The organism is Haematobacter missouriensis (assembly GCF_000740775.1).
Classification (GTDB): Bacteria; Pseudomonadota; Alphaproteobacteria; order Rhodobacterales; family Rhodobacteraceae; genus Haematobacter; species Haematobacter missouriensis.
In genome coordinates, this window is sequence record NZ_JFGS01000022.1 from 17347 (window position 1) to 34511 (window position 17165).

15 protein-coding genes, 1 tRNA gene and 2 riboswitches are annotated in these 17165 nt (G+C 64.6%); of the genes, 8 read left to right on the forward strand and 8 right to left on the reverse strand.

What is annotated here, in order from left to right; all coding sequences use genetic code 11:
• The first annotated feature begins 159 nt into the window (after positions 1 to 159).
• The 7 genes from CG51_RS13095 to rfbA all read left to right on the forward strand — a co-directional run bounded on the left by CG51_RS13095 (position 160) and on the right by rfbA (position 6777).
• A complete protein-coding gene (locus tag CG51_RS13095) occupies positions 160 to 2277 on the forward strand; it encodes a YjbH domain-containing protein (RefSeq protein ID WP_035745717.1) in 2118 nt (705 codons plus the stop codon).
• Entirely contained in the window at positions 2268 to 2927 is a 660-nt protein-coding gene (locus tag CG51_RS13100) for a YjbF family lipoprotein (protein WP_051930567.1), read from the forward strand. The genes CG51_RS13095 and CG51_RS13100 overlap by 10 nt, the downstream gene beginning before the upstream one ends.
• Before the next feature lie 75 nt (positions 2928 to 3002).
• The gene (locus CG51_RS13105; protein ID WP_051930570.1) at positions 3003 to 3248 is read left to right on the forward strand and encodes a hypothetical protein; all 246 of its coding nucleotides are present in this window, start codon (positions 3003 to 3005) and stop codon (positions 3246 to 3248) included.
• Positions 3249 to 3436: 188 nt separating this feature from the next.
• On the forward strand, positions 3437 to 4000 hold the full coding sequence (gene rfbC, locus CG51_RS13110) for a dTDP-4-dehydrorhamnose 3,5-epimerase (RefSeq protein WP_035745719.1): 564 nt from the start codon (positions 3437 to 3439) through the stop codon (positions 3998 to 4000).
• A gap of 5 nt (positions 4001 to 4005) precedes the next feature.
• Positions 4006 to 5046 (forward strand): dTDP-glucose 4,6-dehydratase, encoded by a 1041-nt coding sequence (rfbB, locus tag CG51_RS13115; RefSeq protein ID WP_035745721.1) that lies wholly within the window; start codon positions 4006 to 4008, stop codon positions 5044 to 5046.
• The gene (rfbD, locus tag CG51_RS13120) at positions 5043 to 5900 is read left to right on the forward strand and encodes a dTDP-4-dehydrorhamnose reductase (protein ID WP_035745723.1); all 858 of its coding nucleotides are present in this window, start codon (positions 5043 to 5045) and stop codon (positions 5898 to 5900) included. The genes rfbB and rfbD overlap by 4 nt, the downstream gene beginning before the upstream one ends.
• A gap of 1 nt (position 5901) precedes the next feature.
• On the forward strand, positions 5902 to 6777 hold the full coding sequence (rfbA, locus tag CG51_RS13125) for a glucose-1-phosphate thymidylyltransferase RfbA (RefSeq protein WP_035745725.1): 876 nt from the start codon (positions 5902 to 5904) through the stop codon (positions 6775 to 6777).
• A 154-nt stretch (positions 6778 to 6931) separates the two neighbouring features.
• Here rfbA and CG51_RS13130 read toward each other — a convergent pair.
• The 7 genes from CG51_RS13130 to CG51_RS13160 form a co-directional block, all read right to left on the reverse strand.
• Positions 6932 to 7007: transfer RNA gene (locus CG51_RS13130), tRNA-Ala, on the reverse strand.
• A 143-nt stretch (positions 7008 to 7150) separates the two neighbouring features.
• A complete protein-coding gene (gene gcvP, locus CG51_RS13135) occupies positions 7151 to 9988 on the reverse strand; it encodes an aminomethyl-transferring glycine dehydrogenase (RefSeq protein ID WP_035745726.1) in 2838 nt (945 codons plus the stop codon).
• Between the two features lie 18 nt (positions 9989 to 10006).
• Complete coding sequence (locus CG51_RS13140; RefSeq protein ID WP_035745727.1) at positions 10007 to 10354, reverse strand: VOC family protein; 348 nt, start codon at positions 10352 to 10354, stop codon at positions 10007 to 10009.
• A complete protein-coding gene (gene gcvH, locus CG51_RS13145; protein ID WP_035745779.1) occupies positions 10351 to 10710 on the reverse strand; it encodes a glycine cleavage system protein GcvH in 360 nt (119 codons plus the stop codon). The genes CG51_RS13140 and gcvH overlap by 4 nt, the downstream gene beginning before the upstream one ends.
• A 30-nt stretch (positions 10711 to 10740) precedes the next feature.
• Entirely contained in the window at positions 10741 to 11856 is a 1116-nt protein-coding gene (gcvT, locus tag CG51_RS13150; protein ID WP_035745728.1) for a glycine cleavage system aminomethyltransferase GcvT, read from the reverse strand.
• 69 nt (positions 11857 to 11925) lie between these two features.
• Positions 11926 to 11988: riboswitch (glycine riboswitch) on the reverse strand.
• 3 nt (positions 11989 to 11991) lie between these two features.
• Positions 11992 to 12080, reverse strand: a riboswitch (glycine riboswitch).
• Positions 12081 to 12208: 128 nt separating this feature from the next.
• Entirely contained in the window at positions 12209 to 13570 is a 1362-nt protein-coding gene (locus tag CG51_RS13155) for an ammonium transporter (protein WP_035745729.1), read from the reverse strand.
• A 28-nt stretch (positions 13571 to 13598) separates the two neighbouring features.
• Positions 13599 to 13937 carry a P-II family nitrogen regulator gene (locus CG51_RS13160; protein WP_035745781.1) on the reverse strand — a complete coding sequence of 113 codons (339 nt, stop codon included), beginning with the start codon at positions 13935 to 13937 and terminating at the stop codon, positions 13599 to 13601.
• Positions 13938 to 14233: 296 nt separating this feature from the next.
• Here CG51_RS13160 and CG51_RS13165 point away from each other — a divergent pair, with 296 nt between their 5' ends.
• Positions 14234 to 16441, forward strand: coding sequence for a transglycosylase domain-containing protein (locus tag CG51_RS13165; RefSeq protein WP_051930572.1), 2208 nt, complete (start codon positions 14234 to 14236; stop codon positions 16439 to 16441).
• A 148-nt stretch (positions 16442 to 16589) separates the two neighbouring features.
• Here the strand turns inward: CG51_RS13165 and CG51_RS13170 are convergent, their stop codons facing one another.
• Positions 16590 to 17162 (reverse strand): MlaC/ttg2D family ABC transporter substrate-binding protein, encoded by a 573-nt coding sequence (locus CG51_RS13170; RefSeq protein ID WP_233141266.1) that lies wholly within the window; start codon positions 17160 to 17162, stop codon positions 16590 to 16592.
• Positions 17163 to 17165: the final 3 nt, after the last annotated feature.

Consider the following 17165-nt stretch of genomic DNA (forward strand, 5'->3'; position numbering starts at 1 on the left):
GAGTTGCCACCCAAGCCGGGTTTCCTCGGTCCCGCTATTGTGACTGGCGGTGACTGCGGATAGCCTTGTCGCAATCAAAGAGCAGGCGGACACACCGCGATAACAGGCCGGGGACAGATGACACCACCCTTTAGACGAGACAGGCGCCCCAGGCGCGCCGTGGCCTCTGTCCTCGCGCTTTGCGCCGTGGCCGCGCCGCTTTCCGCCGAGACCCTCCTGCCCTCGCCCGCGCTCACACCCTCCCCCACGATGAACATGAACGGCGTCGCCGGGCTTATCGACATGCCCACGGGCGAGGCCATGCCGGATGGGGAGTTCACGCTCGGCATCGGGCATTTCTCCGGCATCACGCGTGGCACGCTGAGCTTTCAGTTCCTGCCGTGGCTGGGCGCGTCCTTCCGCTACAGCGAGACGCGGGATTTCAACTACGCGGGCTACGACACCTTCTACGACCGGAGCTTCGACCTGCGGCTGACGCCCCTGAGAGAGCAGGGCTACTGGCCCTCGCTGACCATCGGGCTTCAGGATCTCGCGGGAACTGGGGTGTTCTCGGGGGAATATGTCGCGCTGACCAAGACCGTCATTCCCGGCCTAAAGGTCACGGGTGGTCTGGGCTGGGGCCGGCTAGGCACGGAGCATGACCTCGGCTCACCCTTCGGCGACCGGCCCGGCGGATTCAGCGGCACAGGCGGCAAGTTCGAACCGGATCGCTGGTTCCGGGGGCCGATGTCACCCTTCGCGGGGGTGGAGTGGCAGGCCAACGACAGGCTAGGCTTCAAGGTCGAGTATTCCTCCGATGCCTATGTGCTGGAGTCGGAGCAGAGCGGTGTCTTCGACCGCAAGTCGGACTGGAACTTCGGCGCCGAATATCAGGCAAGCGAGAATATCCGGCTGGGCGCCTACTACATGTATGGCAGCGAGTTCGGCCTGACCTTCCAGCTCGCGCTCAATCCGAAGAACCCGCCGAACCGCAATACGACCGAACCCGCTCCGCTGCCGGTGGTGGCGCGCCCCGATCCCGTCTCCCGCCCGGAGGCGTGGAGCCGAGAATGGGTACAGAACCCGGAAGCCGCCGTGACGCTGAGAGACCGGCTTGAGACGGTTCTGGCCGCGGACGGCATGCATGTAGAGGCGCTCTCCGTCACGGCGGAGACGGCGCGCCTCCGGTTGCGCAACAACAAGTTCGATCAGGAACCGCAGGCCATCGGTCGCGCCGCCCGCGCGATGACCCGCACCCTCCCGGCCTCCATCGAGACGTTCGAGATCGAGCCGGTCAACCGTGGTATCCCTGCCGCGCGCGTCACCTTCAAGCGAAGCGATATCGAGGCGCTGGAGAATGCGCCCGACGGCTCCAACCGCCTTCTCGCGCGGACCATAATCGGTGAGACCACCGATACCGTGGCGGAAGGCACCGTCTGGGGCGAAGGGTTGTATCCCAAGTTCCGCTGGTCGCTTGGCCCGAACGCGGTGTTCAGCTGGTTCGACCCCGATCAGCCGGTGCGGGCCGATCTGAACGCTTTGCTGGCAGCAGAATACGACCTCCTGCCCGGCCTGACGTTTTCAGGCGCTGTCTCCAAGCGGATCATCGGCAATCTGGACAGCGTGAAGCGCGAGTCGAACTCGCGCCTGCCGCATGTGCGCTCCGATCAGGCGGAATATGACAAATACGGCGATCCCCGCATCGAGCGGTTGCAGATGGCCTGGTACCGCCATCCGGCCGAGGAGATCTATACCCGTGTCACCTTCGGCTATCTGGAGCAGATGTTCGGCGGCATTTCGACAGAGGCGCTCTGGGCGCCCGTCGGGAGCCGACTGGCATTCGGCGCGGAGCTGAACTGGGTCAAGCAGCGCGACTTCGACGGCTATTTCGGCTTTCAGGACTATGATGTCGTGACCGGCCATGTCTCGGCCTATTACGATATCGGCAGCGGATACCGCGCCGAAATCGACGTGGGCCGTTATCTTGCCGGCGACTGGGGCACGACATTGACGCTGGAACGGGAATTCGCGAACGGCTGGCGCGTCGGGGCCTTCGCCACGTTCACCAACGTCTCCTCGGAGGATTTCGGCGAGGGATCGTTCGACAAGGGCATCACACTCACCATTCCGATCTCCTGGATGCTCGGCCAGCCCACGCAGCAGGCCTACTCCACTGCCATCCGCCCGATAAACCGCGATGGCGGAGCACGTCTCGGCGTGACGGGCCGGCTTTATGATACGGTGCGCGGCATGCATGAGGATCGGCTCGAACAGCAATGGGGCAAGGTATGGCGCTGATGCGAAAGGCGCTCGTCGCCACTATCGGGCTTGCGCTCATGACGCTGGCGGGCTGCGGCGATCTTCAGGATTCACGCACCCTGCTTCGCGACGTGGTCATGGGCGGGGGCGACCGTGCCCAGCCCACACCCATGCCCCGGGTCACGCAGGCAATGCTCGCGCAACAGAAGACGCCTCTCATCTCCGCCCATGTCGAGCGGACGGAGGGCAACGCGCTCCTCGCTCTCGCCGGTCGCAATGCGGGGGTAGACACCTACGTATCCGGCGATGGCTCCACGCTCGCTTTCCGGGATGGCGTTCTCGTCGCGACTCGGGGGCTCGCCGGAGCGGACCTGATGTCCGCGGAAGTGCCGTCCCGCACCGTCATTTCCGCAGGCACCGGCCAGCACCAGCGCCGCATGTTCTACATCGACGGGGATAATCAGCCCTACGCTCGCTCCTTCCTGTGTGATCTTAGCAACATCGGGCAGGAGAATCTTGTCGTGGCAGAGCGGAGTTTCGCCACTCGCCATGTCATCGAACGCTGCAGGAGCGAAGACATTTCGGTGGAAAATGCTTATTGGATTGATGATTCCGGCGTGATACGCGGCTCGCGGCAGTGGGTCTCGCCCTATCTCGGGTGGGTCGAGCTTCGTCAGCTCAAGGATTGATTGCATTTGGAAATTCTGTCGGCCATGCTATCTTCTGGTCGTGAATTCCACGCTAGCCGACCCAAGAGGTAGAAAATGATGAAATCGACTGTTTCCGCACTTGCGGCCGGTGCGATCCTGCTGTCCAGCACCGTCGCAAGCTTCGCCGGTTCCGTTGCTGCGCCGATCCCGGAGCCGGAGCCCGTCGTCGTCGTCGGTGAGACCGGCAGCATGGGTGGCGTCGGCACCATCGCCGCCATCGCAGCCGCCGTTGCCGTCGTCGCTCTGATCGCGGACGACAGCAGCGACAGCCGCCGCGGCACCACGACCACCACGAACTGAGCTTTCGTGCAAACGTAAGCGGGAAAGGGCAGGCGCTCCGGCGTTTGCCCTTTTTCATGCGATCTGGAACGATGGTTCCCGCTGCCAGGAAATGAGCTTGGCCCGTTCTGGCGCGTCTTGGCCGGTGACAGACCTGCCGCGACTTGCTAGGCATGAAGCGGGGAGACGTGAAAAGGAACGGAGCAGGGATGCAGATCGAGGAGACGACCCTCCCCGGGGTCGTAATCATCACACCCAAGCGATTTGGCGACGACCGCGGTTATTTTTCCGAGACATACAACCTCAAGGCCCTGTCCGATCTGGGGATCTCCACCCCCTTCGTGCAGGACAACCAGTCCCTCTCACGCCAGGTCGGGACCGTCCGCGGCCTGCATTTCCAGCGTCCGCCCCATGCGCAGGCGAAGCTGGTCCGCGTGCTTCAGGGCCGGATCCTTGACGTTGCGGTGGATGTCCGCAAGGGTTCACCGCATTACGGGAAATGGGTGGGAGTGGAGCTTTCGGCCGAGGATGGTCGTCAGCTCCTGATCCCGGCAGGCTTCCTGCATGGTTTCGTCACGCGGGAGCCGGATACGCTCGTGTTCTACAAATGCTCGGACTACTACGCGCCTGAGTGCGATGGCGCGGTACGGTTCGACGATTCCGACATCGGCATCGATTGGGGAATTTCCCCGGATGATGCCGTGCTTTCGGCCAAGGACGCGGCGGCGCCCGCCTTTGCCGATTTCGACAGCCCGTTCCCCTATACGGAGTGAAATCGATGAAGATTTTGGTGACCGGCGGAGCCGGCTTCATCGGATCGGCCGTGGTGCGCCGGGCCGTGGCGCAGGGCCATGAGGTCGTTAATCTCGACGCGCTGACCTATGCCGCCTGCCTTGACAACGTGGCCGGCGTGTCGGGTTCCAACCTCTATACCTTCGAGCAGGCCGACATACGCGACCGGGAGGCGCTCGACCGCATCTTCGCCGCGCATGACCCGGATGTGGTGATGCATCTCGCCGCCGAAAGCCATGTGGATCGCTCCATCGACGGGCCAAAGGACTTCATCGAAACCAACGTCACCGGCACGTTCAACATGCTGGAAGCCGCGCGGGCCCACTGGACGAACAAGGGGCGCCCCGAGAGCTTCCGCTTTCACCACATCTCCACCGACGAGGTCTTCGGCACCCTGGGGGATACCGGCAAGTTCACCGAAGACACGCCCTATGCCCCGAACAGTCCCTACTCGGCGTCCAAGGCCGGCTCCGACCACCTGGTTCGGGCCTGGCACGAAACCTATGGCCTGCCCGTGGTGATGACGAACTGCTCCAACAATTACGGGCCCTTCCACTTCCCGGAGAAACTGATACCGGTCGTCATCCTCAAGGCCTTGGCGGGAGAACCGATCCCGGTCTACGGCAAGGGGGAGAATGTCCGCGACTGGCTCTATGTGGAAGACCATGCCGATGCGCTGCTTCTTGTGGTTCAGAAGGGCGAAATCGGGCGCAGCTACAATATCGGCGGCGAGAATGAGGCGAAGAACATCGACCTTGTGCGCATGATCTGCCGCATTCTCGACGAGAAGCATCCCGAAGGCGCTCCACATGAACAGCTCATCACCTTTGTGAGCGACCGTCCCGGCCATGACCTGCGCTACGCCATCGATCCTTCGCGCATCCGCGAGGAACTGGGCTGGCGTCCTTCCGTCACGCTGGAGCAGGGGCTGGAGAAGACGGTGCAGTGGTATCTCGACAACAAGCCATGGTGGCAGGCCCTGCAGGATCGCGCGGGCGTCGGTCAGCGGCTGGGGACCAAGGCGTGAGGCTTCTGGTCATCGGCAGGAGCGGCCAGCTCGCCACCGAGTTGCAGAACCGCGCGGGCGCCGCCCTGGAGGTCACCGCCCTGCCCCGCGACAAGGTTGATCTGACCGACCCGGAGAGCGCGGCTCGCGCAATCCGGGAGGCGGAGGCCGATGCCGTCATCAACGCCGCCGCCTATACCGCAGTGGACAAGGCCGAGACGGAGGAGGAGATGGCCCGGCTCGTCAATGCCGCCGCTCCGGCCGCCATGGCCCATGCCGCAGCCGGGCGCGGGCTGCCGTTTCTGCACGTCTCGACCGATTATGTATTTGCGGGCGACGGAACGACAGCCTGGAAACCCGACGATCCGACAGGACCGCTTGGCGTCTATGGACGCACGAAACTGGAGGGGGAGGAGGGCGTCCGCGACGCGGGCGGCACCTCTGCAATCCTGCGGACCTCATGGGTTTTCTCGGCCCATGGGGCGAATTTCGTCAAGACCATGCTGCGCCTCGGGCGCGAGCGGGAGCGGCTGACCGTCGTGGCGGACCAGATCGGCGGGCCGACACCTGCTGCCGACATTGCCGATGCGCTGATCGTCATGGCCCGTGGGCTGATCGCCGATCCGTCAAAAAGCGGCACCTATCACTTCTCCGGTGCGCCGGATGTGAGCTGGGCCGACTTCGCGCGCGAGATCTTCGCGCAGGCCGGCCTAAAAGTGGACGTGGGGGATATCCCGACCTCCGCCTATCCGACACCGGCGCGACGGCCGGCCAATTCGCGGCTGGACTGTTCCTCCCTCACGGCCGCTTTCGGCATCCCGCGGCCAGACTGGCGGCAGGGACTGGCGGCTGTTCTCAAGCAACTGGAGACCTGAGATGACGGCACGCAAGGGTATCGTTCTGGCGGGCGGCTCCGGCACACGGCTTTACCCGATCACCATCGGGGTGTCGAAGCAGCTCATGCCGGTCTATGACAAGCCGATGATCTACTATCCGCTCACCTGCCTGATGCTGGCCGGGATACGCGAGATCGCGATCATCACCACGCCGGACGATCAGGCCCAATTTCAGCGGCTTCTGGGCGATGGCTCGCAATGGGGCGTGAGCCTCGAGTGGATCGTCCAGCCTTCCCCGGACGGGCTGGCGCAAGCCTATCTGCTGGCGGAGGCGTTCCTGGCCGGAGCCCCCTCGGCGATGGTGCTGGGCGACAACATCTTTCACGGTGCGGGTCTGCAGGAGTTGCTCAGATCTGCCGATGAGAAGGAGAAGGGCGGCACCGTCTTCGGCTACCGCGTCGCCGATCCGGAGCGGTATGGCGTTGTCGGCTTCGGCGAAGGCGGCCGCGTTACCCAGATCATCGAAAAGCCGAAGGTCCCGCCGTCCTCCTACGCGGTCACCGGGCTCTACTTCCTTGACGGCACCGCCTCTGCGCGGGCGCGCGACGTCAAACCCTCGGAACGTGGAGAGCTCGAAATCACGACGCTGCTGGAAAGCTACCTCGGCGACGACCTGCTGTCGGTCGAACTCATGGGCCGCGGCTTCGCCTGGCTCGACACCGGCACGCATGCAAGCCTTCTGGACGCGGGCAACTACGTACGGACCCTGGAGGAGCGGCAGGGGCTGCAAAGCGGCTGTCCCGAGGAGATCGCCTATGCCGCTGGCTGGATCACACGCGACCAATTGCTCGCGCAGGCCAAACGCTTCTCCAAGAACGCCTACGGTGCCTATCTCCAACGCCTCGCAGCGGATTGATCCAACACCCGCGCGCGGCACTATCGCCGCTGCGCGCGGGCACCGCGGTTTTGGAAACCACCGCAAAGTCGAGCGCCTTCACAGACATGCGGGCATTAAACCGTGCAGGACATGTCACGCGGCAAACTCAGGATAGCACTCTTGGGGGGGTACCTGGTGGAGCAGAGGGGGATCGAACCCCTGACCTCGTCATTGCGAACGACGCGCTCTCCCAACTGAGCTACTGCCCCTCACCGTGGTGGCTTTTGGACCATGTGAGAGGGAGTGTCAAGCGAGCGCTGCGGATTTTCAGCACCGATCGACGTTCGCCGCGGCAGCCGGACTGGCGGGGGCTCGATGCCCCCGTCAGTCCGACTCCTTCAAACGGGCTCCGTCATTCAGCCGCTTCGGCGTAAGCCTCCATTGGCGGGCAGATGCAGATCAGATTGCGGTCGCCCCAGACGTTGTCCACCCGTCCCACGGGTGGCCAGTATTTGTCCTCGCGGAAAGAACCGGGCGGAAAACAACCCTGCTCCCGCGGGTATTTCCGATCCCATTCGGCCACGAGGTCATTCACCGTATGCGGCGCGAAGCGGAGAGGGCTTTCTGCGGCCAGCAGCTCTCCGCGCTCCACTGCGGCGATTTCCTCGCGGATGGCCAACAGCGCTGCGATGAACCGGTCCAGCTCCGCCTGTGTCTCCGATTCGGTCGGCTCTACCATGAGCGTTCCGGGCACGGGGAACGACATCGTCGGGGCGTGGAAGCCATTGTCGATCAGCCTCTTGGCAATGTCGTCCACCGTGACGCCCGCTTCCGCGAACGGGCGGGTATCAAGGATGCACTCATGCGCCACCCGGCCCGCGCGGCCTTTGTAGAGAACCTCATAAGCCCCTTTCAGCCGCGCGGCGATGTAGTTGGCGTTCAGGATCGCCACGCGGGTCGCCTGCGTCAGCCCTGCCCCACCCATCAGCAGGCAGTAGGCCCAGGAGATGAGCAGGATGGAGGCCGAGCCAAAGGGCGCGGCGGAGACCGCCCCCTCCTCTCCCGTCTGCGGATCCGTGGGCAGGAAGGGCGCGAGATGCGCCTTGACGCCGATCGGTCCCATGCCCGGGCCACCGCCGCCATGCGGAATGGCAAAGGTCTTGTGCAGGTTCAGGTGGCTCACGTCGCCCCCGATCTCGCCCGGCTTCACGAGGCCCACCATGGCGTTCATGTTGGCGCCGTCGATATAGACCTGTCCGCCGTGCTCGTGGGTGATGGCGCAGATCTCGCGCACCGCCTCCTCGAAAACGCCGTGGGTGGAGGGGTAGGTGATCATGACCGCGGCAAGGTTTCCGCCCGCCGCTGCGGCTTTCGCGCGGAAATCCTCCACGTCGATGTCGCCGTCCAGCATCGCCTTCACCGGCACGACCTTCATGCCCACCATCTGCGCCGAGGCCGGGTTGGTACCATGGGCGGAGACCGGGATCAGGCAGATGTTGCGATGCCCCTCCCCCCGCGACCGGTGATAGGCGGCGATGGTCAGCAGCCCGGCGTATTCCCCCTGCGCGCCGGAGTTCGGCTGCATGGAGAAGGCGTCATAGCCGGTGATCGTGCAGAGTTTCTGCGACAGGTCGGCCACTACCTCCGCATAACCCTCTGCCTGATCGGTGGGCGCGAAGGGGTGCAGCGTGTTGAAGGCGGGCCAGGTGATAGGCATCATCTCCGCCGCCGCGTTCAGCTTCATCGTGCAGGAGCCGAGCGGGATCATCGCCCTGTCCAGCGCCAGGTCCCTGTCCGACAGGCGGCGCATGTAACGCATCATCTCGGATTCCGCCCGGTTCATCTGGAACACCGGATGGGTGAGATAGTCGGAGCGGCGGATCAGCGCGTCGGGAAAGCCGATACCGGCGGCCTCGGGCGCGTCGCCCTCGACACCGAAGGCTTTCAGCAGGCGGCCCAGCACCTCCTCATCGGCGATCTCGTCCATGGAGATGCCGACACGGTCGGTCCCCACCTTGCGCAGGTTGATACCCTGCTCGCGCGCGGCGGCGAGAATGCCCGCCTGCCCCACGCCGACCTCGACCGTGATCGTGTCGAAGAATGCCTCCGGGCGCACCGGAAGGCCCGCCGCCCTCAGCGCCGCCGCAAGCCGGACGGTGCGGAAGTGGATGCGCTCGGCGATGGCGCGCAGACCCTTCGGGCCGTGGAACACCGCGTAGAAAGACGCCATCACCGCCAGCAGCGCCTGCGCCGTGCAGACGTTGGAGGTCGCCTTCTCCCGCCGGATATGCTGCTCACGCGTCTGAAGCGCGAGCCGGTAGGCCCGGTTGCCGCGCGCATCGACAGAGACACCGACGATTCTGCCCGGCATGTTGCGCTTGAACTCGTCCCGGCAGGACATGAACGCGGCATGGGGGCCACCATAGCCCATCGGCACGCCGAACCGCTGGGCGGAGCCGACCGCGATATCCGCGCCCATTGCTCCCGGCTCCTTCAGCATGGTCAGCGCGAGCAGGTCGGTCGCCACCACGGCCAGCGCCTTGGCGTCATGCAGCGCGGCGATCAGGTCGGTGAAATCCCGCACATCGCCATGGGTACCGGGATACTGGAAGATCGCGCCGAACACCGATGCCGGGTCCAGCGTCTCCGGCGCGCCCCTGACGATCTCGATACCGAGGGGGGCGGCCCGCGTCTCGATGACCGCGAGGGTCTGCGGGTGCAGGTTCTCATCGACGAAGAAGGCCGTGGCCTTGGACTTCGCGCTCCGCTGGGCCATCGTCATGGCTTCGGCGGCGGCGGTTGCCTCGTCGAGCAGCGAGGCATTGGCCACCGGCAGCCCGGTCAGGTCCGACACCATCGTCTGGAAATTCAGCAGCGCCTCCAGCCGCCCTTGCGCGATCTCCGGCTGGTAGGGTGTGTAGGCGGTGTACCACGCGGGGTTTTCAAGGATGTTCCGCTGGATCGCCGGCGGCGTCACCGTGCCGTAGTAGCCCTGTCCGATCAGGCTGACCATCACGCGGTTCCTTGCGGCGACATCGCTAAGCTTCTGGAGAAGCTTGTGCTCCGCCAGAGGCGCCCAGTCGAGCGGCTCCGACTGCCGGATGGAGGCGGGTATCGTCTGGTCGATCAGCTCGTCCAGCGACGCGACACCGACAGCGGCCAGCATATCCTTCATCTCGGCGGGCGAAGGCCCGATATGGCGCCGGTTGGCAAAGTCATAGGGGTCGTAATCGGTGCGCTTGTAGGTCATGGCTCCCACTCCCGGGCGTCAGGCATGGCTCAGAACATTGACGAGATTGCCCGCCGGGTCGCGAAGAAAGAACCGGCGGACGCCCCATGGCTCGACCATGGGACCGTATTCGATGGCTGCGCCCTGCGATGTCGCACGGTCCAGCACGCTGTCGAGATCATCGACCTCGATGGAGAGGGCGGGAAGCGAGGTGCCGCTGCCGCCCTCGGAGGCGAGGCTCATCTGGGTGGTGGACGCGTCCCCCGCAAGGGTGACGATGAAACCGTGATCCATCACCGGCTGAAGCCCGAACACCACCTGATAGAAGGCGGCGAGGCGCTGCGGATCCGCCGAAGGCAAATTCGGCACGATCCGCAGGACGGTCACGAGATGAAGTCCTTGTAGGCATCCTCATCCATGAAGTCTTCGATGAGGTCGATCGAATCGAGCTTCATCTTGAAGAACCACGCCTCTCCCTGCGCGTCCTCGTTGACGAGGGCGGGATTCTCGGAGAGCACGGTGTTCACCTCCACGATCTCGCCCTCCAGGGGGGCGAGGATGTCGGAGGCGGCCTTCACGCTCTCGATCACCACGATCTCATCGCTCTGTGCGACCATGGTGCCTGGCTCCGGCAGTTCCACGAAGACCACGTCGCCCAGTTGCTCGGCGGCATAGTCCGTGATTCCGACCACGACGAGGTCACCCTCGACGCGGAGCCATTCATGTTCTTCCGTAAACCGGATCGTTCCGTTGGCGACGCTCATTTTCCCTCGCTAGCGTTTGTAAGTGGCGGGACGGAAAGGCATGTCGGTGACGGTAGCGGCCAGACGCCGGCCCCGCACCTCGCCCCAGACAGTCGTGCCGGAGGCGGAGAGTTCCATGGGAAGATAGCCCATCGACATCGGTCGCGCGATACTCGGCCCGAAACCGCCCGAGGTGACTTCCCCCACGGGATCACCGCCCGTTTCGGCTGCATAAAGGGCCGTGCCCTCCCGCATGGGCGCGCGCCCCTCCGGCAGAAGTCCGACGCGACGCCGGGCGGCGCCGGCTTCCAGCTCTTCAAGAATACGCGGCGCGCCGGGGAAGCCGCCCGCGCGGGCGCCTCCCGTGCGGCGCACCTTTTGCATCGCCCATTCCAGCGCGCCCTCCACGGGCGTCGTCGTTGTGTCGATGTCATGCCCGTAAAGGCACAGACCCGCCTCCAGGCGCAGGCTGTCCCGGGCACCGAGACCGATGGGCAACACCTCCTCCATGGCGAGAAGGGCCTCCGCCAGTGCCACGGCCTTCGCCTCCGGCACGGAGATCTCGAACCCGTCCTCACCCGTATAGCCGGAGCGGGAGATCCACAGATCCACCCCCTCCCATGCATGGGTGGCGACATCCATGAAGCGCATGTCCGTCACGCCGGGAACCAGCCTGGCGAGCGCGGCCTCCGCCTGCGGCCCCTGCAGGGCGAGCAGCGCGCGATCCACCAGAGGCTCCACCGTCAGGCGGCCACCGAGGGCACGCTGCATATGGGCGATGTCGTCGTCCTTGCAGGCGGCGTTCACCACGACGAACAGATGGTCGCCCCGGTTCGCGACCATCAGATCGTCCAGAATCCCGCCGTCATTGTTCGTAAAAAGCGCGTAGCGCTGCCGCCCTTCCTTGAGCCCGAGGATGTCGACGGGAACCAGCGTCTCCAGCGCCTCCGCCGCACCGTCACCGCGCAGAATCACCTGCCCCATATGACTGACGTCGAACAGGCCCGCGGCCTCGCGCGTATGGAGGTGTTCCTTCATCACGCCGGCAGGATACTGCACTGGCATGTCGTAGCCCGCGAAGGGCACCATCTTTGCGCCGAGGCGCAGATGCAGATCGTGAAGGACCGTTTGCTTCAGCCCGGTCATCGCAGTCTCCCCGTCTCGCCGGAAAGACCCGGCACCCTGGAACGGATTACCCCCGCCCGTAGGTGCCCCCTCTGTCCCTTGCGCCTGAGATCGTTATCCCTTCGGCGGACGCAGCTGCGCCTCTCTCCAGAGTCTTTTGCCAGAACGGTCCGTTCGCCTGAGAGTTTACCGGGGCGGTTGCTCCTTCGGCACCGGGATTTCACCGGTTCTCCCGATCCTGACAGGCCCGCTCTAGCCCGAGGCGGGTGCCTCTGACAAGGGGCTTGGCGAAGGCTGCCCGCGCCCGATCCGCCAAAAGCCGAACGGGCGGGGTTTCCCCCGCCCGTCTGCATGATTTCGCGGCAGATGGCGATCAGTAGTGGTACGCGCTTTCGCCGTGCGAGGTCAGGTCGAGGCCCTGACGTTCCGCATCCGCCGTGACGCGCAGGCCCACGATCATGTCCACGATCTTGAGGAGTATGAAGGACGCGACGCCACACCATACGATTGTCACGAGAACCGCTTTGATCTGAACCCAGACCTGCGCACCCATCGTCACCCCTTCGGCATATCCGATACCGCCAAGCGAGGAGGAGGCAAAGATGCCGGTACCGATAGCACCCACGATACCGCCCACGCCGTGAATGCCGAAAACATCCAGGCTGTCGTCATAACCGAACTTGATCTTGATGACCGCGACGAAGAAGTAGCAGACCACCGAGGCAATCGCGCCCAACACGATGGCGCCGATCGGGCCGATGATGCCCGCCGCGGGAGTGACGGCGACCAGACCCGCCACCAGGCCGGAAGCCGCGCCCAGCATGGAGGCTTTGCCACGGGCCAGCCCTTCGACGATGCACCAGGCAAGGATTGCACCGGCCGTTGCCGTGAAGGTGTTGATCATCGCCAGCGCCGCGCCACCGTTCGCCTCGAGGTTGGAGCCGGCGTTGAAACCGAACCAGCCGACCCACAGGATGGAGGCGCCGACCATGGTGAGCGTCATCGAATGCGGCGCCATCATGTCCTTGCCGTAGCCGATGCGCGGACCGATCACCAGTGCGCCGACGAGAGCCGCGATACCGGCGTTGATGTGAACGACCGTGCCACCCGCGAAGTCAAGCGCACCCCAGTTGTAGATCATACCTGCCGAATCCCAGACCATGTGGGCGATCGGGAAATAGACGACCGTGACCCAGAGCAGGATGAAAAGCATGAGCCCGGAGAACTTGATCCGCTCGGCGAAGGACCCCACGATCAGCGCGGGCGTGATGCAGGCGAAAGTCATCTGGAAGCAGATGAACACGTATTCCGGGATCACGTAGTCATCCGAGAATGTCGCGGCCATGCTGTCCATGTTCACACCGGAGAGGAACATCTTCGCCAGACCACCCCAGTAGGGGCTGGTGGAGCCGCCGAAAGCCATGGAATAGCCGTAAACGACCCAGATCACGATCACCATCGCGGTGATGAGCGTACATTGCATGAGCACGGAGAGCATGTTCTTCGTGCGCACGAGACCGCCGTAGAACAGTGCGAGACCGGGCAGGATCATGAACAGCACGAGGATGGTCGAAACGAGCATCCACGCCACGTCGCCCTTGTCCATCGTCGGACCGGCTGCCTCCACCACCGTCTCTACGGCGGGTGCCGTGGCATCCTGCGCCCAGGCAAGGGCCGGCGCGAGCGCCGTCAGCGCGGTCGCTGCCCCCCCCCAGAGAATGTTCCTCGATTTCATTTGCGAATACCTTTCTGTCCCGTCCGCGTTACAGCGCGTCGTCGTTGATTTCGCCCGTCCGCACCCGGACAGCCTGGGCCACGTCGAGAACGAAGATCTTGCCGTCGCCGATCTTGTCGGTTCGCGCGGTTTTCTGAATTGTCTCGACCACCTGATCGGCCAGCAAGTCGCTTACGACGATCTCCAGCTTGATCTTCGGGACGAAGTTCACGGCATATTCGGCGCCCCGGTAGATCTCGGTATGACCCGATTGCGACCCGAAGCCCTTGATCTCGGTCACCATCATGCCACGAACGCCAATGGACGTGAGCGCTTCGCGCACCTCCTCCAGCTTGAACGGCTTGATTGCTGCGATGATGAGTTTCACGTCCATACCCTTCCGTTAAGGGAGGCTTCTTGCGAGCCCACGGCGCTAGCAGGCGCATAAGCCCCCGTGCTGACAAGGCATTAGCTCACAAAAGCGTCATTCGCGCGAGGGCAAGATGCCCGATTTTTGCACATTTGGGGCATGTCGCATATTATTAAGGCAATTTGAAAACTCGACTGTGATCGTCTGACTCTCCCCTTTCGCTTAAATTGCGCTATGCTGCGGCATCAAATCATCAGACCGGCCCGCTTCAGGCATCCAGCTCAGGCGCGAGGACGGCGACAGGCGAGCTGACGATGAGCAACAACGGCCGGACCCGCCCACCACTGGTGGCGGATCGTCGATACCCAACCGGAAAAACAGCCGGAAAACCGCAGACCGGCAAGGCCGCGCCCGCGAAACCGTCCGCCAAGGCACGACGGAAGACAAGCAACCGGCGGCGCGGCGCGGGAGGCTCGACACTCCGCCGCATTCCGGTGATCGGCTTCTTCGTGGCGCTGTTTTCCGGGCTGTTCCGGCTGTCGCTACGGGTGGTCTGGGGGGCTGCCTGGCGGCTCGGCATGGTTTGCGCCCTGATCCTGGGCGGTGCGATTTTCTATTTCTACTCCCAGCTCCCCGATGTCACTGCCCTGCTGGACGGCCGCAACCGCGGTTCAGTCACCATGCTGGACAAGGATGGCCGTCCCTTCGCCTGGCGGGGGGAAACCTTCGGGGGAGAGATCAGCGCCCAGCACATCTCGCCCAACCTCCGCAACGCGGTGATCGCGACGGAGGACAAGCGGTTCTACAGCCACTTCGGCATCTCTCCCCGCGGCATCATTTCCGCCGTGGCGATCAACATACGCGCAGGCCGCGGGCCGTTCGAGGGCAACGGCGGCTCCACCATCACGCAACAGGTCGCGAAGCTGCTCTGTCTCGGCGTGCCCTACAATCCGAAGACATGGAAGAACGAGGCGGAATACGAGGCGGACTGCCGCGTCTCCTCTCTCGTGCGGAAGATCAAGGAAGTCCCCTACTCCATGGCCATGGAGGCCAAGTACACCAAGGACGAAATCCTCACGATCTACATCTCGCGCGCCTATCTGGGCGCGGGCACGCGAGGCTTCGAGGCCGCTGCCCAGCGGTATTTCGGCAAATCCGCCGCCGAGGTCACTCCCGCGGAGGCGGCGATGCTGGCCGGGCTGCTAAAGGCGCCGTCCTATTACGCGCCGACCAATAATCTGGCCCGCTCACAGGAACGGGCGAATGTCATCATTGGGCTGATGGAGGAGCAGGGCTATCTGACGGCCAAGCAGGCGCAGCAGGCACAGGCGCAGCCCGCGCGGCTCTCCGACAGCGCGGCCCAGCAAGCAGGCGGCTACTTCGCCGACTGGGTGATGGAATCCGGCCCCTCGTTCCTGACCACACAGACGATGGAAGACGTGGTCATCCGCACCACGCTCGATCCCCGGCTGCAACGGGCGGCCGAATCGGCGCTGACCGACGTGTTCGGGACAAAGGTGAAGGAAGGCTCCACGGCGCAGGCCGCCATCGTCGTCATGTCGCCAGACGGGGCGGTGCGGGCCATGGTCGGCGGGCGCAAGAGCCAGGTCTCAGGCGCGTTCAACCGGGCGACACAGGCGCTCCGGCAGACCGGCTCCTCCTTCAAGCCGTTCATTTATGCGACCGCGCTCAATCAGGGGGCGCATTACAACGATTACGTGGTGGACGAGCCGCTGACGATCAATGTTCCCGGCTCCGGTCCCTGGTCGCCACAGAACTATACCCGGGGCGAATACAAGGGTCGGGTCACGTTGACCCAGGCATTGAAACTGTCGCTCAACATCCCGGCGGTGAAAATCTCCGAAGGCATAGGCCGGGACAACGTGCGCCGCACGGCCGAAGCCTTCGGCATCCGGTCGGACATCGCCGCCGGTCCGGCCATGGCGCTCGGCACTTCCGAAGCCACGCTGCTGGAGATGACGGGCGCCTATGCCGGACTGCTGAACGGGGGGAGCCACGTGACGCCGTATGGCCTGGTGGATCTCACGCTCCGGGGCGATTCGTCGCCGCTGATCGGGCAGACGGGAGGGATCGGCAACCGGGTGATCTCGGAGCAGGCGTCGCGCGAGCTGATCTACATGATGAACCAGGTGATCGAGAGCGGCACCGGCACCCGCGCCCGTCTGCCGGGGCGAGAGGCTGCGGGCAAGACGGGCACCACCTCCGCTGCCCGGGACGCGTGGTTCATCGGCTTCACCGCGGATTACGTCGCGGGCGTCTGGATGGGCTATGACGACAACCGGCCGCTCTCGGGCGTGACGGGCGGCGGGCTTCCGGCGGAAATCTGGCGCGAGGTCATGCTGCGCGTGCATGAGGGGCTCCCCGCCCGCCAGCTTCCGATGATCGTGCCCGTGCCGGAACCGGCGCCACAGGTGGCCGAGGAACGGCGGGAGCAGCGGTTGCCGGGCAACCGGGTGGACGATTTCATCGGCAACATTCTCCAGTCGATTCTGGGTAACTGACAGGCTGATCCCCACATCCGCCCCGGGGGCTGCCGGGGAGCGTGAGGGGTATCCCTGTCCGTCCGCTCTGCCGGGACAACATGAAAAGGCCGGGGGTCATCGCCCCCGGCCTTTGATCCTTGGCACAGGCCATCCTGTGCTGCCCCGCTCAGCCTGCGCGTTGCAGCGCCGCCGTCAGACGCGTGATGTCACCGCCGTTCTGATCCAGCATCGCCTGAATTTCAGTCCGCTCCGTCGCCAGCATGTTCACCCCCTCAATGATGAGGTTGAAGAACTTGTCGGCGCCGCTGCGATCAGACACCTGCCAGCGCACGTCGAACGGCTGCTGCCCGCGCAGGCGGGCAACAGAAGTCACCTCGAAGAAGCTGTTGACCTGCCGGGAGCCCGTCACCTCGATCTGCCCACCGATGAAGTCCCGGAAGCGCTTGCCATACTTCCGCGCGATATAGCCCTGGAAAGCCTGGGTATAGGCGCGCATCTGCGCGGCCGGCGTCTGCCGGGCCGCCGGGCCGAGGCAGCTTGCCGCGATGGTAGGCACGTCGGCATATTGCGAAAAGACGCGCTCGAACTCCTTGTACATCGCCTGCTCCGGCATGCCGGAAGCAATGATGCGGTTGATGTCAGCCACCAGCCGGTCGATCAGTGCGCGGGCCTCTCCTGTTGTCAGCGCCAGGGCGCGGCCAGCGGGCAGCGTGGCGACCAGCAGACCGGCACCGATCATCGT